Below are 17863 nucleotides of genomic sequence, written 5' to 3'. Positions count from 1 at the left end.
CCCAGGGCGCGGGCGAGGAGTATCGCCGTGTCGCTGAAAATCAACGAGCTCTGCGTCAACTGCGACGTATGCGAGCCGGCCTGCCCGAACCAGGCCATTGCGATGGGTGAAACCATCTACGTGATCGACCCTGCGCGCTGCACCGAATGCGTGGGTCATTTCGACGAGCCACAGTGCGTGGTCGTCTGCCCGGTCGAGTGCATCGATCCGGACCCGGAGATCGTGGAAACGGAAGACCAGCTGCTGGCCAAACTGCGCCAGCTGCAGCACGATCACCCCGAACTCTATGCGGAGCCCCCATCCGAATGAAGACGCTGATCGTCCGCCGCCTGTTGCTGCTCGGCCTGCTGCTGAGCCCGATTGCCTGGGCCGACAGCCCGGCCCGTGCCGAGCGCCCCGACGGCGCGGCCATTGCCAGCGGCCACGCGCTGGCCACCCAGGCCGGCATCGACATCCTGGCGCAGGGCGGCAACGCCTTCGACGCCGCGGTGGCGGTATCGTCCACGCTGGCGGTGGTCGAGCCGATCAGTTCCGGGCTGGGTGGCGGTGGCTTCTTCCTGCTGCACGACGCGGCCACCGGCAAGGACGTGATGCTGGACGCGCGCGAGACCGCGCCGGCCGCGGCAACGCCGCAGGCCTTCCTCGACAAGCAGGGCAACCTGGACCGTGACCGCTCGGTCAACGGTGCGTGGTCGGCCGGTATTCCGGGCCTGCCTGCGGCGCTGGTCGAGCTGTCGGCCAAGCACGGCAAGCTGCCGCTGTCTGCATCGCTGCAGCCGGCGATCCGCATCGCGCGCGAAGGCTTCCCGGTCTACGACCGCATGGCCAAGGGCTATGCCTCTCGCCGTGAGGTGATGGAGCGCTATCCCGGCACCCGTGAGGTCTACCTGCGCAACGGCAAGCCGATCGCCAGCGGTGACCTGTTCAAGCAGCCGGAGCTGGCACAGACGCTGGAGCGCTTGGCCGCAGGTGGCTTCGATGGCTTCTACAAGGGCCAGACCGGAAAGCTGTTGCTGGCCGGCGTGAAGCAGGCCGGCGGCAAGTGGACCGCTGAAGAGCTGGCCGGCTATCGCGTGAAGCAGCGCGAACCGATCGTGTTCAACTACAACGGCTGGAAGATCACCACCGCGCCGCCGCCGTCGTCCGGTGGCATCGCGCTGGCCAGCATGCTGCAGATCCTGGAAGGCTGGGACATCAACAAGATGGACCCGGCGCACCGCACCCACCTGGTGGTGGAGTCGATGCGCCGTGCCTACCGCGACCGCACCTTCTTCCTCGGCGATCCGGACTTCGTGCAGATCCCGCAGAAGGTGCTGACCAGCAAGGACTACGCACAGGGCCTGCGGGCGACCATCCATCCGGAGAAGGCCACGCCCAGCGACCTGCTGTCGGGCAACCCGACCCCGCTGGAAGACGACGAGACCACGCACTTCTCGATCATCGACCGTGACGGCAACCGGGTCGGCGCGACCCAGACCGTCAACCTGCTGTACGGCTCGGGGCTGATTCCGAAGGGCACCGGCGTGCTGCTGAACAACGAGATGGACGACTTCGCGCTGAAGCCGGGCACGCCCAACGCGTTCGGCGTGATGGGCTACGAGGCCAATGCGCCGAAGGCGGGCAAGCGCATGCTCAGCTCGATGACCCCGACCTTCATGGAGAACGCCGACAAGGTGGTGGTGCTGGGCACCCCGGGTGGCAGCCGCATCATCACCATGGTGCTGCTGGGCATCCTCGGCTACGACGCCGGCCTGGACGCGCAGCAGGTTGCCGCGCTGCCGCGCTACCACCACCAGTGGCTGCCGGACCTGATCGAAGCCGAGGACGATGCATTCGACGCGGCCACGGTGAAGCAGCTGCAGGCGATGGGTCACAAGATCGACCTGCCGGGCAATGTCGCCGCCGGGGGCCGCGGGTCCAGCCACGTGTGGGGCAACCTGCAGACCGTGGAATGGGACCGGAAGGCCAACAAGCTGTTTGGCGGCAGCGACCCGCGCAACCCGGTGGGCAGCGCCCTGGTCGTGCCGGCACGCTGATCCGGTCGTGCCGGCCGCTGGCCGCCAATCTGGCTGTTTACCGAAACCCCGCCTTTGACGGCGGGGTTTTCTGTTTCCTTTCTAGCGATTATTTAACGAGCCGGCGCCGATAATCGACACATGAAACTCTGGTCTATTCGCGGAAACTCGCAGCGCCTCGACGGCGGCGCGATGTTCGGCAACGCGCCGCGCGCGTTGTGGGAAAAATGGGCGGCACCGGACGAGCTCAATCGCATCGAGCTGGCCTGCCGTGCGCTGCTTGCCAGCCCGCTGGAAGGCAAGACCGTGCTGTTTGAAACCGGTATCGGGGCGTTCTTCGATCCGCGCATGCGTGAGCGCTATGGCGTGCAGGAAAGCCAGCACGTACTGATCGATTCGTTGCGTGAAGCAGGTTTCGAGCACGAGGACATTGATGTCGTCGTGCTCAGCCACCTGCATTTCGATCATGCCGGTGGCCTGCTGGCGGCATGGAGCGAAGGGCGTGAGCCGGAACTGCTGTTCCCCAATGCGACTTATGTGGTCGGTGCGCAGCATTGGCAGCGCGCCATGCAGCCGCATCCGCGCGACCGTGCCAGCTTCATTCCGGAGCTGCCTGGCCTGCTGCAGGCCAGCGGTCGCCTGGAAGTGGTGGACGGCGAGTATTCGAAGGTTCTGGGTCGCAGCGTTCGCTTCAGCTACAGCGATGGCCACACGCCGGGGTTGATGCTGGCCGAGATCGTCGGCCACGCGCATGCCGGCGAAGATGCGCACGGCGGGGTGGTGTTCTGTGCCGACCTGATCCCGGGGCGCTCATGGGTACACGTGCCGATCACCATGGGCTATGACCGCAATGCCGAGCTCCTGATCGACGAGAAGCGGCAGTTCCTTGAGGACAAGCTGGCGCGCAACGTGCATCTGTTTTTCACCCACGACCCGCAGGTGGCGCTGGCGCAGCTGGGTCGCGATGACAAGGGGCGTTTCGTGACCCTGCACGAGCAGGGTGAACTGAAGGCGCGCGCGCTGGGGTGACGGGTGTTCGGCAGGGCTGCTCCCTGCACCTGCAGAAGCCGAAGCAAGATCAAGAACGGCATTCCGTGGGATGGCGGGGCGGTGTGGATGGTCAGGACACGCCGTAAACCCATCCATGGGGGCTCGATGGCGTCATCCACGGCGCCTGCCCACCCACACCGCCCCCACCTCTGACAGGTGGCCGGTGGCTATTGGTGGGTGCCGACCGTTGGTCGGCACATCTGTCAGATATCGATATTCAAATGGGGTCGAATGCCATTGCTGTGCAACGGGCTCTGCCCCCATTCGATTGAACTGGACGAGCGATGCTACGACGCCTTCAGGCAGCTGCTCATGAAGGTCTTGCGCGCGTCACCGGCCAGCTTCTTGGCACCCGCGTCAGCGTTGCACTTGCGCATGCGTTCCTGTTGCGCGTTGGCCGGCTTGGCTTCGGCAGCGTGGCCACTGAGGCAGGAACTCTGCGCGGTCTTGTAGGCGTCACCCTTCAAGCCCTTGTTCTTGGCCGAGCAGTCGGCCATGCGCTGCTGCTGCGGCGTGGTGGCATTGGCAGCCAGGGGCAGGCCGACCAGCAGGACAGCGGCCAGCAGGAAAGAAGCTTTCATCGAGAGCACTCCAGGCGGTGGCGGGTGCGCGGAGCATTGGCCTGCAGGCAGCAACGCCACGTGAAGAATCGTGCCTCGGCAGCGACCGCTTGCAGGGGCATTCAGATCGGCGTATTAATTAGCCATATGGGTAAGTATGATCCCGCCATTCAAGACGTGTTCCAGGCACTGGCCGACCCCACCCGATGCGCGATCGTGGCGGCGCTGGGGCAGGGGCCGCGCACGGTGTCGACCTTGGCCGAGCCTTTTGAGATGGCCTTGCCCTCGCTGATGAAGCATCTGGCCGTGCTGGAGCGCAGTGGCGTGGTGCGCAGCCGCAAGCAGGGGCGTGTGCGCACCTGCGAACTGGTGCCGGAACGGTTGGGCCAGGCCGAGCAATGGCTGGCCGAACAACGTGCCATATGGGAAACGCGCGCCGACCGCATGGTCGAGTTTGTCGAAACCCTTCACCGACAGGAGCAGGCCCATGGCCGTAGACGCAGGTAACAACCCCGAGACCGATCTGGTCATCAGTCGCGTACTGAACGCACCGCGCGCCGCCCTGTGGCGGGCGTGGACCGACCCGGAGCTGCTGCGCCAGTGGTGGTGCCCGAAGCCGTGGTCCACCGAAGTGCGTGCCTTCGACCTGCGCCCGGGCGGCGCCTTCCACACCTTCATGCAGGGCCCCGACGGCGGCAGCAGTGACAACCCGGGCAGCTTTCTGGAGATCGTGCCGCAGCAGCGTCTGGTGTTCACCTCGATGCTGGGCCCGGGTTGGCGGCCGCAGTCACCGTGGCTGGGCTTCACCGCCATCATCTCGATGGAGGATGAGGGCCAGGGCTGTCGTTACACCGCGCAGGTGATGCACCCGGACAAGGCCCTGCGCGACCAGCATGAGCAGATGGGCTTCTTCGACGGCTGGAACACCGTCATCGGCCAGCTGGAAGCGTTCGCGGCCGGCCTGTAGGCCGGCATCCGGGGTGGGGTCAGAGCCCTTTCTGCGAAAGGGATCCGACCCCGGTTCGGCGGCTCAGCCGACGCGGGTACCGAAGATGCGGTCACCGGCATCGCCCAGGCCGGGCAGGATGTAGCCCTTGTCGTTGAGCTGGGCATCGATGGCCGCGGTGTAGATTTCCACGTCCGGATGCACGGCCTTGACTGCTTCGATGCCTTCCGGCGCGGCCACCAGGAAGATGCCCTTGATGCGGCGGGCGCCGGCACGCTTGAGCATGTCGATCGTGGCGATCAGGGTGCCGCCGGTGGCCAGCATCGGGTCCAGGATCAGCGCGTCGCGTTCTTCCAGGCGGCCGGTCAGGCGCTCGAAGTAGGGCACCGGCTGCAGCGTTTCCTCATCGCGCTGCAGGCCGACCACGCTGACGCGTGCCGCCGGGATCAGCGACAGCACGCCGCTGAGCATGCCCAGGCCGGCGCGCAGGATCGGCACCACGGTGATCTTGGCGCCGGCGATGCGCTGCACGGTGACCGGACCGGCCCAGCCGGGCAGGGTGTGCGGCTCGGTGTCCAGGTCGGCGGTGGCCTCGTAGGCCAGCAGCGTGCCGAGCTCGTTGGCCAGTTCGCGGAAATCCTTGGTGCTGAGCGCAGCGTTGCGCATCAGGCCGATCTTGTGCTGCACCAGCGGGTGGCGCACTTCGACGATCTTCATGGTCGGGAAGGGGGATAAGGAGAGAGGACGCCATTTTGCCGGATTGGGCGCCCAACCCCAAACCGGGGCCGGAGACGGCCCGCATGAAATGTGCAGATGCATGTCATTGCCATGCAACCTTGCGGACATACCGTGCAGACCCATTCTTAACAGGAATGGGGATTCCCAGTGCATATCAAGACTCCGTTGGCCGTTGCCATCACCCTGACCCTGGCGATGGGGGCTGCTGCACCACTGCAGGCCGCCGGGCAGCAGGCGGTTGCCGCCACCGGTGCAGTGGCCGCCGATGCGGTCGACCTGGACCGCATTGAAGTGCGCGCCCAGCTTGAATCGCAGATCCGCGCGGTGGACCTCAAGCGCAGCAGCAACGCCATCGAGGATGCGGTGTCGTCCGACGCGCTGGGCCAGTACCCGGACAAGAACGTGGCCGAGTCGCTGCAACGCCTGCCGGGCATCAGCGTGACGCGCGACCAGGGCGAGGGCCGCTACGTGGTCGTGCGCGGACTGGATGCCAACCTCAACAGCGTCAGCGTCGACGGCATCGCCATCGGCACACCGGACAACTCCAGCCGCGCCGCACCGATGGACGTGATCCCGTCCGATTCGACCGAGCGCCTGCGGGTGGTCAAATCACCGACCCCGGACATGCCGGGCGACGCCATTGGCGGCGCGATCCTGGTCGAGACCGCCTCGGCGTTCGACCGCGAGGGCCGCAGCCTGCGTGGCAAGATCGAAGGCAGCCACCAGCAGCTTTCGGGCGAGACCAGCCCGAAGGCCGCCTTCAACTACAGCGAAGTGTTCAACGACACCTTCGGCATCGCCGCCGGCGTGAACTACCAGAAGCGGACGTTCGAATCGGACAACAGCGAAGTGGAGTACGGTGATGTCAGCGGGAACAAGGATCCGACCACCACCCGCCCGGGCGAAATCACCGCGCTGAACCTGCAGAACCGCAAGTACGAGATCGAGCGCAAGCGCATCGGCGCCAACCTCAATTTCGACTGGCGCCCGAACGAGGACAGCCGTTACTACCTGCGCACGCTGTACAGCCAGTTCGACGATGCCGAAACCCGCCAGCGCGTGATCTTCAACTTCAACAGCGCCGACATGATCGCCACCGGCACCGACCAGTATCGACTTGCCGGCATGCCGAAGGATTCGATCGACAAGCGCATGCGCTACCGGACCAAGGAAGAGAACACCTTCGCCGCCAGCCTGGGTGGCGAGAACAAGCTGACCGACGCGGTACTGGACTACAAGATCGGCTATACCCGCACCGAAGAACGCGTGGACGACGAGATCGAGTCGCGCTTCAAGCTCAACGGCAAGGCCTTCAATGGCACGCTGGACCAGCGCAGTCGCCTGCCCACCTACACCTTCGACAACGACCAGTGGCTGGACAACGCCAACTACAAGTTCGACCGTGTGGTGGCCAAGCCGAAGAGGGTGGACGACGAGGAGCGCAGCGCGCAGGTCAACATCCGCTTCGACGGCGACAACAGCAGCTACAAGTTCGGCCTGCTCGGGCGCTGGCGCGACCGTGACGTGAATGTCGATGAGGCGTCGCTGCGCGTGGGTCCGGCGATCAAGCTCAGTGACTGGACCACCGGCTCGCCGGAACATCGCCACGGCCCGATGGGGCAGGGCATGGACTCGTCGGCGATGCGCAGTTACTGGTCGCAGCACGGTGGCGAATACAGCGCGCGTCCGCAGGACGTCGGTGGCAACGCCGCGACGTCTCTGGAAGGCGACTACACCGCGCGCGAAGACGTGTTCGCCAGCTATGCGATGGGCACCTGGGACATCGGTGCGCTGCGTGTGATCGGCGGCGTGCGTGTGGAGAACACCCGCTTCAGCGCCACCGGCAATCGCGTGGACGTGGCCAAGGACGGGCGCTCCTACACCGCGACCCGGGTCACCGCCAGCAAGAACTACAACAACGTACTGCCGGGCCTGCACCTGCGTTACGACGCCAGCGACGACTGGGTGTTCCGCTTCGCCGCCAACAAGACGGTGGCGCGCCCGGGCTTCGGCGATGCCTCGCCGCGCATCGGCCTGGCCCGCAACGACAATGAAGTGCGCCTGGGCAACCCGGAGCTGGATCCGTACGAGTCGACCAACATCGACCTGTCGGTGGAGAAGTACATCGGCGACAGCGGCATCCTCTCGCTGGGCGTGTTCCACAAGTTGATCGACGGCTACATCGTGCAGGTCCGCCAGGCCGGCGCCGACGGCATCTACGACGGCCTGCCGGTGGTGACCTCGGTCAATGGCGACAAGGCCAAGGTGCGCGGCGCCGAGTTCAACTGGCAGCAGCAGCTGTCGTTCCTCCCGGCTGGCTGGGATGGCCTGCTGGTGGGTGCCAGCGGCACCTGGCTGGACACTGATTTCGACCCGGGCCTGGCCAAGCGCGCGGGTGAGGACTTCACCCTGCCGCGCGCCTCGAAGAACGTGTACAGCGCGCACATCGGTTACGAGAAGTACGGCCTGAGCACCCGCGTGGCAGCCGTGCACCGCAGCGAGTACCTGGATACCCTTGGTGCCGGCCGTGCCTTCGACATCTACGTAGCGCCGAACACCCAGCTCGACTTCTCGCTTGACTACAGGTTCACTCCGCGCGTGAGCATGTATTTCGAGGCACAGAACCTGCTGGACAAGCCGCTGGAGCTGTACCAGGGCACGCGCTCGCGCACCCTGCAGATGGAAGAATATGGCCGCACCTACGCACTGGGCCTGAAGGTGGCACTGTGAGCGGGCCTCGCATCACCCTGCTGGCCACCATGCTGGCCGTGACGTTGGTGGCCGGCTGCACGCCGGCCAACGGCAATGATCCGGCCGTGGCCAAGCCCGGGGCGAAGGCCACGAACGAGCGTGCGGTGACCACCATCGCCGAGGCATTCCTTTCACCGATGACGCCGGCTGACAACATCGATTCGCCTGCCGCCTGGCGTGCACCTGACGGAAAGCTCTGGCTGATCGCCACTGCCAAGGCCACCGACAAGCTGGTGGTCTACGACGGCAGCAGCGGCCAGCACCTGCGCGACGTAGGCAGCAGCGGCACCGCGCCAGGGCAGTTCGATCGCCCAAACGGCATCGCGGTGACCGACGATCTGCTGTGGATCGTGGAGCGCGACAATCACCGCGTGCAGGTGCTGAGCCTGCCGGACTTCACTCCACTGGCGACCTTCGCTGCGGACGACCTGCGCAAGCCGTACGGACTGTGGGTCGACCGCCGTGCCGATGGCTACAGCGTCTACGTGACCGACTCCTGGGACAACGGCGAGGATGCACAGGGCCGTGACATCCTGCCGCCGCTGACCGAGCTGGACAAGCGCGTGCGCCAGTACCAGGTGACCCGCGATGGCGCGAAGGTCGAAGCGAAGCTCGTGGCCAGCATCGGTGATACCACTGAGGCGGGTGCCCTGCGCGTGGTCGAGTCGATCTGGGGCGACCCCGAGAACGATCGCCTGCTGATCGCCGAAGAGGACGAGGGCTACGCCAGCGAGTTCAAGGTCTACACGCTGGCCGGGCGTTTCACCGGCACCACCTTCGGCCGCGACGTGTTCAAGGCGCAGGCCGAGGGCGTAACCCTGCGCACCTGCGGCAAGGATGGTTGGTGGATCACCACCGAACAGGGCAAGCAGCGCAGCGTGTTCCACCTGTTCGACCGCCATACCCTGAAGCCGGTCGGCGCGTTCCAGGGCAATACCGTGGCCAACACCGATGGCATCTGGATGATGCAGCAGCCCAGCGCGCGCTTCCCGCATGGCGCGTTGTATGCGGTGCATGACGACCAGGGCGTGGTGGCGTTCGACTGGGAGAGCATCGCCAAGCAGTTGGCATTGCCGCTGGAGTGTGGTTCGTGAGCGGTCGTTGCCTGATGCACACGTTGGCGCTGGGCCTGCTGCTGGCGGTGCCGTCGTTGTGCTTCGCGGCGGCTGAAGCGAACACCCAGGTGCCGGCGGGCAGCCGCCACTACGCAGCGACGACGGTGCCGGACCGCATTGTCGCTTCGCCGGCATTCGATCCCGGCCATGGGTTCGCCGTGGCCTGGCGCACCGACGGCAGCGTGCAGGCGCCGCTGCTGGAAATTGCCCTTGCCGGTGATTCACCGGCCATCGAGGGCATCCGCCAGGTGCGCGCCACGACCCGCGCGCTGCAGACCGAGAACGGGCTGTCGCACCACCACCGCGCTGATGTCAGCGGCCTGCGGCCCGATACCCTGTACGTCTACCGCGTGCAGGGCAACGGCAGCTGGAGCGCCTGGAACCAGCTGCGCACGCTGGCTGCGCCCGACCAGCCGCTGACCCTGCTGTACTTTGGAGATACCCAGAACAAGAACGTGAGCCATGTCAGCCGCGTGGTGCGCGCCGCGCAGAAGGCCGCACCCGAGGCGCGCCTGAGCCTGTTCGCTGGCGATCTGGTCAGTGGGGGCGATGGTGCCGATGACAGCGAGTGGGGCGAATGGTTTGCCGCCACCGGTTGGCTGGCGCAGGAAACCCTGGTCGCGCCGGCGATCGGCAACCACGAGTATGTCGAGGAGTTCGAGGACACTCCGCAGGAACGCCGCGTGCTGGGCAGGCACTGGCCGGTGACGTTCGCGCTGCCGGGCAATGGGGCATCCGCCGCACAACAGACCAGCTACTGGTTCGATGCGCAGGGCGTGCGCGTCGCCGTGGTCGATGGCACGTCGGCACTCGACCTTGGCACGGCCAAGGCGCAGGCGCAGTGGCTGGACAAGGTACTGACCGGCAATCCGCAGCCGTGGACGCTCGTGCTGCTGCACCAGCCGTTCTATTCGCCGCGCGAAGGGCGCGAGAACGCCGCATTGCGTGACGTGCTGCTGCCGGTGGTTCGTCGCCACAACGTCGATCTGGTGCTGCAGGGCCACGATCACACCTATGGCCGCCGTGGTGAAGGACAGGCCGCGACGCCGCAGTATGTGGTGACCGTGGCGGGGCCGAAGCAGTACCGTCTCTCCGACGAGGCACGTAGGACGATGGATCCGGTGGCCGAGGACACCCAGCTGTTCCAGGTGTTGCACATCGATCCGCAGCACCTGCGCTATGAAGCCCGCACGGTGACCGGGCGACTCTACGATGCCTTCGAGCTGCGTCGCGACGCCAAGGGCGGCAAGCAGCGCACGGAGCTGACCGAAGGCCGCATCACGCCGCGTGACTGCCCGCGCGCGCAGACTGCCAAGGGCCGCGCCGATCGCTGCTGGGAATGAGGAGGAGATCCAGATGAAAACCGTGCATCGTCTTGTCCCCATGGCTGCCATCGGCGGGGCCCTGCTCCTGCTCGCGACCGCGGTGGCCGCCGCCGATGGCGTGCTGCACCCGTTCCTGGTGGCGCAGCCGAAGCAGGCGCCGCAGGAAGTGAACCTGGCGGTGGAGATTCCGGCCGGCAGCGTCACCAAGTACGAGATCAAGGAGGACGGCCTGGTGCATGTGGATCGCTTCCAGTCGATGCCGGTCGCCTATCCGGCCAACTACGGTTCGATGCCGCGCACGTTGGCTGGCGACAACGATCCGCTGGACGCGCTGGTGCTGACCCGTGAACCCCTGCATCCGGGGGTGATCGTGCGCTTCCGGCCGATCGGCTACTTGAAGATGGTCGACGGCGGCGAGCACGACGAGAAGATCATCGGCGTGCCGACCGACAAGGTTGACCCGACCTACGCCAACATCCGCGACCTGGCCGATCTGCCGGAGATCGAACGACAGCGCATCGAAGCGTTCTTCCGGGTCTACAAGGACCTGCCGGCCGGGCGCAACCCGGTGCAGCTCAACGGTTGGGGCAACGCTGCCGAGGCGCGGACGCTGATCAGCGAAGCGATGAAGCGCTTCGAGAAATAGATCCACGCCATGGCTGGATTCAGTCCAGCAACGTCTCGATGAACAACTCGGCCTGCAGGCGGTCGCCCAGTACCCGGGCCACCGCCTGTACGGCTGCCTCCCGGTGTTCAGGACGGATGCCGCCATCGTCATCGTCGTTGTAGAGGTCATCGCCGGCATCGAGGTACACCGTGCCTGCAGCAGCCAGAGCCGCCATCAAGGTCGGCACATCGGCAGTGATCTCGCCGGCATCCAGCAGGCCGGCGCCGTGGTGGCTGAACAGCACACGGCCGTCGTCCAGGTCGAGGATGAACGGATCAGCGCCGCGATCGGCAATCACCAGCCAGTTCGATGGCCAGTCGTTGATCCGTTCGCCGCTGACGCCATGCCATCGATAGCCGGCCTGCTGGCTCCACAGGCGCTGCAGTGGCGGTATCCAGACATCAAGGCCGGGAACGGTGATGCCGGCGCGGCCAACCTTGGCATTGATCTCTTCGCCCAGCGGCCCGACCTGCGCGTAGAACGACGCCAGTGCCGTGGGCAGCGGGAACGGGCCCTGCCAGTCACGCTCGTGCTGCGCATGCAGCAGCCCGAAGCGGGCGAATGAGGCGTGCAGATCATCCATGTCAGAGTCCAACGGGTAGCGGCCGTGCAGCCTAGCAGACGGCGTCTGCGCGCATCCCCTTCACCACCGCTGGCTATCATGTGCGCCTTCCACAACGAAGGCAGTACCTGTGTCGGTAGCGTTGGTATGGTTCCGCCGTGATCTGCGGCTGCAGGACAATCCGGCCCTGCAGGCCGCGCTGGATGCCGGCCACGACGTGGTGCCGGTCTACATCCATGCGCCGCACGAAGAAGGTGAGTGGGCGCCGGGTGCCGCCTCCGATGCGTGGCGCCACCGTTCACTGGCCGCGCTGGATGCGGACCTGCGCACGCGCGGTTCCTCGCTGGTGCTGCGCAGTGGTGACAGCCTGCCGGCCCTGCAGTTGCTGATCGCGCAGACCGGCGCCGAGGCGGTGTACTGGAACCGCAAGTACGAACCGGCCACCCAGCCACGCGACGCCACCATCAAGCGCATGCTGCGCGAGCAGGGCATCGACGCGCAGAGCTGCAATGGCAGCCTGTTGTTCGAGCCTTGGGACATCGCCACCCAGCAGGGCCAGCCGTACAAGGTATTTACGCCGTACTGGCGCAATGTACTCAGTCATTGGCGCCTGCCGGCACTGCAGGCCGCACCGGAAGCACTGGCGCCGCACGCGGTCGACAGCCTGGCATTGGATGATCTCCAGCTGGCGCCGACGCTGGACTGGGATACCGGCTTCTGGGAGCACTGGCAGCCGGGCGAAGCCGGTGCGCTGGAAGCACTGTCCGTCTTTGAAGACGGTGCCCTGCGCGGGTATCGCGAGCAGCGTGACCTGCCGGACCGTGTCGGGACCTCGCGGCTGTCGCCGCACCTGCATTTCGGCGAAATCGCACCCTGGCGGATTGCCCATGCGCTGGAAGGGCTGCGTAGCGCCGGCGCCGACGCCGACATCGACGGCTACCTGCGCCAGCTGGGCTGGCGTGACTTCGCCTACCACCTGCTGCATCACTTCCCGAAGACGCCCACCGACAACCTCAACCCGCGTTTCGATCGCTTCCCATGGGCAACGCCCAGTGAGGCGCAGCTGCACGCCTGGCAGCGCGGCAACACCGGCGTGCCGATCGTCGATGCCGGGCTTCGCGAGCTGTGGCACACCGGCTACATGCACAACCGGGTGCGGATGATCGTCGCCAGCTACCTGTGCAAGCATCTGCGTGCGCACTGGCTGCATGGCGCGCGATGGTTCTGGGACACCCTGGTCGATGCCGACCTGGCCAACAACACGATGGGCTGGCAGTGGGTGGCGGGAACCGGCGCCGATGCTGCGCCGTACTTCCGCGTGTTCAATCCGGTCACCCAGGCCGAGAAGTTCGACCCGCAGGCCCGCTACATCAGCCGCTGGGTGCCCGAGCTGGCCGCACTGCCGGTGAAGGCACGATTCGCGCCCTGGCAGCATCCGTTGCTGCTGGCGGCACACGCCCCGGACTATCCACGCACGCCGCTGGTGGATCTGGCCGCCGGCCGCGACGCCGCGTTGGCGGCTTACCGTCAGTCGGGGGCAGGGTAAAGGGCGACCTGAGCGATCCGGTCAGTTAGCTGAACGTGGGCCTGTCGCGGTGCCCGATCATCATTCCGGCATCGCATCGTGCTGTTTATTCTCTTTGCGCCCGCAGGCCGCCGGCCAACCGGAAACCAAGGAGAACCTCATGATCCGCAACACCACCCGCAACGTCGCACTGGCCCTGATGAGCGCGGCCGTCCTGTCGGCCTGCGCCACCGGCGGCTCCTACGTACAGAGTGACCAGTACGGCAACCCCACCGAGCAGCAGAACCGCACCGGGCGCAACGCCCTGATCGGTACCGCCATCGGCGTGGCAGCCGGCCTGCTGACCGGCGACAGCGCCACCGAGCGCCGCCAGCATGCCCTGATCGGCGCCGGTATCGGTGCGCTCAGCGGCGCCGCCGTCGGCCAGTACCAGGATCGCCAGGAACGCGCACTGCGCGAGCGCACTGCCAACACCGGCATCGATGTGCAGCGCCAGGGCGACAACATCATGCTGAACCTGCCGGACGGCATCACTTTCGACTTCGGCAAGTCGACCCTGAAGCCGCAGTTCTACGGCGCGCTCAATGGCGTGGCAGGCACCCTGCGTGACTACAACCAGACCATGATCGAAGTGGTCGGCCACACCGACAGCATCGGCAGCGATGCGGTCAACAACCGCCTGTCGAAGGAACGTGCCGACTCGGTCGCGCAGTACCTGATCGGCCAGGGCGTGCAGAGCGTGCGCATCGAAACGCTGGGCGCCGGCAAGTCGTACCCGATTGCCGACAACAGCACCGACGCCGGCCGCGCCAAGAACCGCCGCGTCGAGATCCGGGTGATTCCGCTCAAGCAATAACGCGTAGCGTTACTGCTTGAGCCGGTCCGGCCATCGGCCGGAACGAAAATGCCGCCCTTGCAGGCGGCATTTTTGTGGGTGCCGAGCGTTGCTCGGCACGCCGATAGCGCACCCCTCTGTAAGCCATGCCGACCAAGGTCGGCAACTACCAGGAGATGGGTAGGCGCTCTTGTTGCAGGCTACGCCGCAGAAGCGGCCACCTTCTCCAGGATCCGCTTGCCGCTGCTTTCCAGAGCGGCGTCTTCCTTTTCCTTCTGCTGCTGCGCCAGCTTCGCACCCGGGCACTGCGCCAGCATGTAATTGGCGTCGAAGTTGAGCTTTTCGACCAGGAAGTCGACGAACGCACGCACCTTCGGCGAAACCAGGCGGCCGCCTGCGAACACGGCGTTGAAGTCCACTTCCGGGCCGGTCCAGCCGGCCAGCACGCGGCGCACCATGCCTGATTCAACGAACGGCTTGGCCATCACGTCGCCGGTCAGCAGCAGGCCTTCGCCACAGACCAATGCACCATTCAACGCAGACATGTCGTTGGCGGTCATCAGCGGGGTGACCGGGAAGTCACGCAGCTCGCCGCCGTTCTCGCCCAGCTGCCAGGTGAAGCGCGGCGAATTTCCGGTGTGGTACGGCTTGCGCATCGCCAGGATGCGATGGAACTGCAGCTCTTCCGGATGCAGCGGCTCGCCGTAGCGCTCGATGTAGGCCGGGCTGGCGAATACCTGCGTGCGCAGGCTGCCCAGCTTGCGCGCGACCAGGTTGGAATCGGGCAGGGCACCCACGCGCAGCGCCAGATCTGCTTCGCCGGCAATCAGGTCCAGCTTTTCGTTGCCCATGTGCATGTCCAGGCGGATCTCCGGATACTGCGCATGGAACTGGCCCAGCAGCGGGGCGATCCACGTGATGCCGATCGAATAGGGCACGGTGAAGCGCAGCCAGCCGCGCGGGCCGGACTGCAGCTGGCTCACCGCGCTCTCGGCCTCTTCCAGTTCGCGCGCGATGCGCTGGCAATGTTCGTGGTAGATCGAACCGGCTTCGGTCAGGCCGAGGCGGCGCGTGGTCCGGTGCAGCAGGCGCGCGCCCAAGCGCGTTTCCAGCTCCTGCACTTTGCGGCTGACCGTGGTCTTGGGCAGGCCGAGCGATTTGGCAGCGGCAATGAAGCTGCCTTGCTCGACCACTTTGACGAAGATCAGCGTCTCGTTGAGATCGTGGGACATGGTCGGGGATCCTGGACGTCGGGGATGGGACAATCGTGACAGAACGATTGGACCGGGAGCGGGATGATTATTCCCCTTAATCAGGACTAATCAAGTAAAGGTTTGAGGTCTATCGTGGCGCCATTCGTTAATTGGAGCCCGTCCGCCATGAGCCTGCGCAACATTCTTGCCCGACTCCGGAACGCCGGCCAGAACACCCTGGACCTGGCGATGACCGTCGAAGCCCGTCCGAGTTCCTTGGTACACAAGGACTTTCGTGAGTTTACCGCGCCCATGCGTCAGCAGCGTGGCGGTGCCATCCGCCTGGCCCCTCACAAGGGTGACCGCCTGCGCCGAATCGGGACTATCCCGGATTTGGGAGGAAATGTCCCGTGAATGGGATGCTGACGCCTGAAGTCCTGGTCCTGGGCGGCACCGGTGCCGTCGGCCAGGGTGTGGTTGGCGCGCTGCTGGAGGCCGGCAGCCCGGTACTGGTTGTCGGCCGCGATCCGGGCCGGCTGGCGGCGCTGCACGAGCAGTTCGCTGACGAGCCGGGCCTGGAGACGCTGCTGGGGTCGCTCAGCGACGACGGATCGGCGCGCGCGCTGGCCGAACGCATCGCGCAGCGCCCGCGCCCGTTGGCGGCGGTGATCGCCGCAATGGGTGGACCGTACCGCCGCGGTCGCGTGGTCGACCGCAACGGTGACGAACTGATGGGCGCGATGCAGGCCGATCTGATGCCGCACGTGCACGCGGTGCGTCACCTGCTGCCGCTGCTGCAGGACAACGTGCATGCGCGCCGCTACGTGATGATCGGCAGCCCGGCCAACGCCAAGCCATGGGCGGGCTACGGCGAGACCTCGATCACCACCGCCGCGCTGCGCATGTACGCGCAGGTCGTGCACCAGGAAGCGCAGGCGCTGGGCGTGCGCGCGCAGATGCTGGAAGTCTGCAGCCCGGTGTGCACCCCGGCCAATGCGGCCAATGCCTGCATCGAGTGGCCCAGCTCGCTGTTGGTGGGTCGTCGCGTTGTGTCGCTGCTGGATGGTTGCCGCGACAACCGTGCCATCGTCCGCTGTGACAGCAGCGATGCCGAACTGCCGCGCGGCCTGCTGCACCTGGAAGTTCCCCCTTTGTGGCGCGATACCGCAGGCGTCGCTTGACCTCGACCATGGTTGAGGTCGCAGGATACGCCGCCGATTTTTGCAACACGTTCTCGTATAGCTGTACCACCCCTCCGTACGGATGCATGCCATGACTTCCCCCAATACCACCCCACATCGTTTCGGCCATCGCATTGCGATGGTCGGCGTGTCGATCCTCGCCGCAGCCGTGCTTGCGGCCTGCAGCGGCGGCCACGCCGAAGAAGCCGGTGCACCGCCGCCGCCGCAGGTCAGCGCCGCGCCGGTACTGGTCAAGCAGGTCAGCCAGTGGGACGAATTCAGCGGCCGCGTCGAAGCGGTGCAGAGCGTTGAACTGCGCCCGCGCGTGTCCGGCTACATCGACAAGGTCAACTACGTCGAAGGCCAGGAAGTGAAGAAGGGCGAAGTGCTCTTCACCATCGACGCGCGCAGCTACCAGGCCGAGTACGATCGAGCGGCTGCCGAGCTGGCCCGCGCCCGCACCCAGGCCACGCTGGCCCGCAGCGAGTCCGAGCGTGCCAAGCGACTGTCCGAGCAGCAGGCGATCTCCACCGAGACCGCCGAACAGCGTCGCGCGGCCGCCGACCAGTCCGGTGCCGCCGTGCAGGCCGCGCAGGCTGCGCTGGACGCGGCCCGGCTCAACCTGGAGTTCACCAAGGTGCGTGCACCGATCGACGGCCGTGCCGGTCGCGCGATGGTCACCGCCGGCAACCTGGTCACCGCCGGCGACAGTGCCAGCGTGCTGACCACGCTGGTCTCGCTGGATACCGTCTTTGTCTACTTCGATGCCGACGAAAGCACCTTCCTGCGCTACGCCCAGATGGCACGCAAGGGCGAGCGCCCGAGCGAGCGTGACAGCGAACTGCCGGTGAAGGTTGGCCTGTCCGGCGAAGAGGGCTACCCGCACTCGGGCAAGGTCGACTTCCTCGACAACCAGGTCGCCCGCAGCACCGGCACCATCCGCGTCCGCGCACTGCTGGACAACGCCGACCGCCAGTTCACGCCGGGCCTGTTCGCCCGCGTGCAGCTGCTCGGCAGCGGCCAGTTCCAGGCGCTGCTGATCGATGACAAGGCCGTGCTGACCGACCAGGACCGCAAGTATGTCTACGTGGTCGACAAGGATGGCAAGGCCCAGCGCCGCGACATCCAGCTTGGTCGCACCGCTGATGGCCTGCGCATTGTTGAACACGGCCTGGCCGCGGGCGACAAGGTGATCATCGACGGCGTGCAGAAGGTCTTCATGCCGGGCATGCCGGTGCAGGCCAAGGCGGTGGCGATGCAGCCACAGCCGGCGCCGGCACCGGGCCGCGATGCCACCGCTGCCCTGAAGCACTGATCCGCGTCCCCGCTTAGCTGCCGGCGCCAGCGGCAGCCTTCCCTGCCTTCGTCATTTCGGCGAGGGGCAGGGTGGCTGTTGCCCG

General features: G+C 66.4%; 18 protein-coding genes. 14 read left to right on the top strand and 4 right to left on the bottom strand.

Features of this window, described 5'->3' with window-relative positions; genetic code table 11:
• Nucleotides 1-27: 27 nt before the first annotated feature.
• The 3 genes from AC5P7E_RS13890 (at nucleotide 28) to AC5P7E_RS13880 (ending at nucleotide 3044) form a co-directional block, all read left to right on the top strand.
• Nucleotides 28-309 carry a YfhL family 4Fe-4S dicluster ferredoxin gene (locus AC5P7E_RS13890; RefSeq protein WP_004153175.1) on the top strand — a complete coding sequence of 94 codons (282 nt, stop codon included), beginning with the start codon at nucleotides 28-30 and terminating at the stop codon, nucleotides 307-309.
• Nucleotides 306-2036: a gamma-glutamyltransferase gene (gene ggt, locus AC5P7E_RS13885; protein WP_099605424.1), complete on the top strand. Its 1731-nt coding sequence runs from the start codon at nucleotides 306-308 to the stop codon at nucleotides 2034-2036. Before AC5P7E_RS13890 ends, ggt begins: the two co-directional genes overlap by 4 nt.
• A 120-nt stretch (nucleotides 2037-2156) precedes the next feature.
• Entirely contained in the window at nucleotides 2157-3044 is an 888-nt protein-coding gene (locus AC5P7E_RS13880; RefSeq protein WP_005412984.1) for an MBL fold metallo-hydrolase, read from the top strand.
• Nucleotides 3045-3352: 308 nt separating this feature from the next.
• On the opposite strand, the gene AC5P7E_RS13875 is transcribed toward AC5P7E_RS13880, so the two are convergent.
• On the bottom strand, nucleotides 3353-3646 hold the full coding sequence (locus AC5P7E_RS13875) for a PsiF family protein (protein WP_005412985.1): 294 nt from the start codon (nucleotides 3644-3646) through the stop codon (nucleotides 3353-3355).
• A 60-nt stretch (nucleotides 3647-3706) separates the two neighbouring features.
• Here AC5P7E_RS13875 and AC5P7E_RS13870 point away from each other — a divergent pair, with 60 nt between their 5' ends.
• Both AC5P7E_RS13870 and AC5P7E_RS13865 read left to right on the top strand, forming a co-directional pair.
• Nucleotides 3707-4132: an ArsR/SmtB family transcription factor gene (locus AC5P7E_RS13870; protein WP_223846393.1), complete on the top strand. Its 426-nt coding sequence runs from the start codon at nucleotides 3707-3709 to the stop codon at nucleotides 4130-4132.
• Entirely contained in the window at nucleotides 4113-4592 is a 480-nt protein-coding gene (locus AC5P7E_RS13865; RefSeq protein WP_024956419.1) for an SRPBCC family protein, read from the top strand. Before AC5P7E_RS13870 ends, AC5P7E_RS13865 begins: the two co-directional genes overlap by 20 nt.
• Before the next feature lie 63 nt (nucleotides 4593-4655).
• Here AC5P7E_RS13865 and upp read toward each other — a convergent pair whose 3' ends face one another.
• Nucleotides 4656-5288, bottom strand: coding sequence for a uracil phosphoribosyltransferase (gene upp, locus AC5P7E_RS13860; RefSeq protein ID WP_005409099.1), 633 nt, complete (start codon nucleotides 5286-5288; stop codon nucleotides 4656-4658).
• 216 nt (nucleotides 5289-5504) lie between these two features.
• Between upp and AC5P7E_RS13855 the strand changes: the two genes are divergently transcribed.
• Genes AC5P7E_RS13855 through AC5P7E_RS13840 form a run of 4 tightly spaced genes read left to right on the top strand, consistent with a single transcriptional unit; the run spans nucleotide 5505 to nucleotide 11146 of the window.
• Nucleotides 5505-8039 carry a TonB-dependent receptor gene (locus tag AC5P7E_RS13855; RefSeq protein ID WP_265330842.1) on the top strand — a complete coding sequence of 845 codons (2535 nt, stop codon included), beginning with the start codon at nucleotides 5505-5507 and terminating at the stop codon, nucleotides 8037-8039.
• A 29-nt stretch (nucleotides 8040-8068) separates the two neighbouring features.
• Nucleotides 8069-9154 (top strand): phytase, encoded by a 1086-nt coding sequence (locus AC5P7E_RS13850; RefSeq protein WP_032966030.1) that lies wholly within the window; start codon nucleotides 8069-8071, stop codon nucleotides 9152-9154.
• 14 nt (nucleotides 9155-9168) lie between these two features.
• Nucleotides 9169-10518 (top strand): purple acid phosphatase family protein, encoded by a 1350-nt coding sequence (locus AC5P7E_RS13845; RefSeq protein ID WP_231347565.1) that lies wholly within the window; start codon nucleotides 9169-9171, stop codon nucleotides 10516-10518.
• Between the two features lie 13 nt (nucleotides 10519-10531).
• The gene (locus AC5P7E_RS13840) at nucleotides 10532-11146 is read left to right on the top strand and encodes an inorganic diphosphatase (protein ID WP_024956423.1); all 615 of its coding nucleotides are present in this window, start codon (nucleotides 10532-10534) and stop codon (nucleotides 11144-11146) included.
• 19 nt (nucleotides 11147-11165) lie between these two features.
• On the opposite strand, the gene AC5P7E_RS13835 is transcribed toward AC5P7E_RS13840, so the two are convergent.
• Nucleotides 11166-11750 carry a hypothetical protein gene (locus AC5P7E_RS13835; protein WP_062606080.1) on the bottom strand — a complete coding sequence of 195 codons (585 nt, stop codon included), beginning with the start codon at nucleotides 11748-11750 and terminating at the stop codon, nucleotides 11166-11168.
• A 109-nt stretch (nucleotides 11751-11859) separates the two neighbouring features.
• Between AC5P7E_RS13835 and AC5P7E_RS13830 the strand changes: the two genes are divergently transcribed.
• Both AC5P7E_RS13830 and AC5P7E_RS13825 read left to right on the top strand, forming a co-directional pair.
• Nucleotides 11860-13275, top strand: a complete 1416-nt coding sequence (locus AC5P7E_RS13830) for a cryptochrome/photolyase family protein (RefSeq protein ID WP_062606082.1) — start codon at nucleotides 11860-11862, stop codon at nucleotides 13273-13275.
• 139 nt (nucleotides 13276-13414) lie between these two features.
• Nucleotides 13415-14110, top strand: a complete 696-nt coding sequence (locus tag AC5P7E_RS13825) for a YiaD family glycine zipper/OmpA-like lipoprotein (protein ID WP_005409106.1) — start codon at nucleotides 13415-13417, stop codon at nucleotides 14108-14110.
• Between the two features lie 179 nt (nucleotides 14111-14289).
• Here AC5P7E_RS13825 and AC5P7E_RS13820 read toward each other — a convergent pair whose 3' ends face one another.
• Entirely contained in the window at nucleotides 14290-15321 is a 1032-nt protein-coding gene (locus AC5P7E_RS13820) for a LysR family transcriptional regulator (protein WP_005409107.1), read from the bottom strand.
• 147 nt (nucleotides 15322-15468) lie between these two features.
• On the opposite strand from AC5P7E_RS13820, the gene AC5P7E_RS13815 reads away from it, so the two are divergent.
• The 3 genes from AC5P7E_RS13815 to AC5P7E_RS13805 all read left to right on the top strand — a co-directional run bounded on the left by AC5P7E_RS13815 (nucleotide 15469) and on the right by AC5P7E_RS13805 (nucleotide 17778).
• Nucleotides 15469-15696, top strand: coding sequence for a hypothetical protein (locus AC5P7E_RS13815; RefSeq protein WP_005409108.1), 228 nt, complete (start codon nucleotides 15469-15471; stop codon nucleotides 15694-15696).
• Nucleotides 15693-16463, top strand: coding sequence for an SDR family NAD(P)-dependent oxidoreductase (locus AC5P7E_RS13810; protein WP_005409109.1), 771 nt, complete (start codon nucleotides 15693-15695; stop codon nucleotides 16461-16463). The genes AC5P7E_RS13815 and AC5P7E_RS13810 overlap by 4 nt, the downstream gene beginning before the upstream one ends.
• Before the next feature lie 91 nt (nucleotides 16464-16554).
• A complete protein-coding gene (locus AC5P7E_RS13805; RefSeq protein WP_005409110.1) occupies nucleotides 16555-17778 on the top strand; it encodes an efflux RND transporter periplasmic adaptor subunit in 1224 nt (407 codons plus the stop codon).
• Nucleotides 17779-17863: the final 85 nt, after the last annotated feature.

This window comes from Stenotrophomonas sp. YJH_SMC_25, from assembly GCF_059369595.1.
Note: the sequence above shows the minus strand (reverse complement) of the source record. Positions and strands in the feature narration are given on the sequence as shown.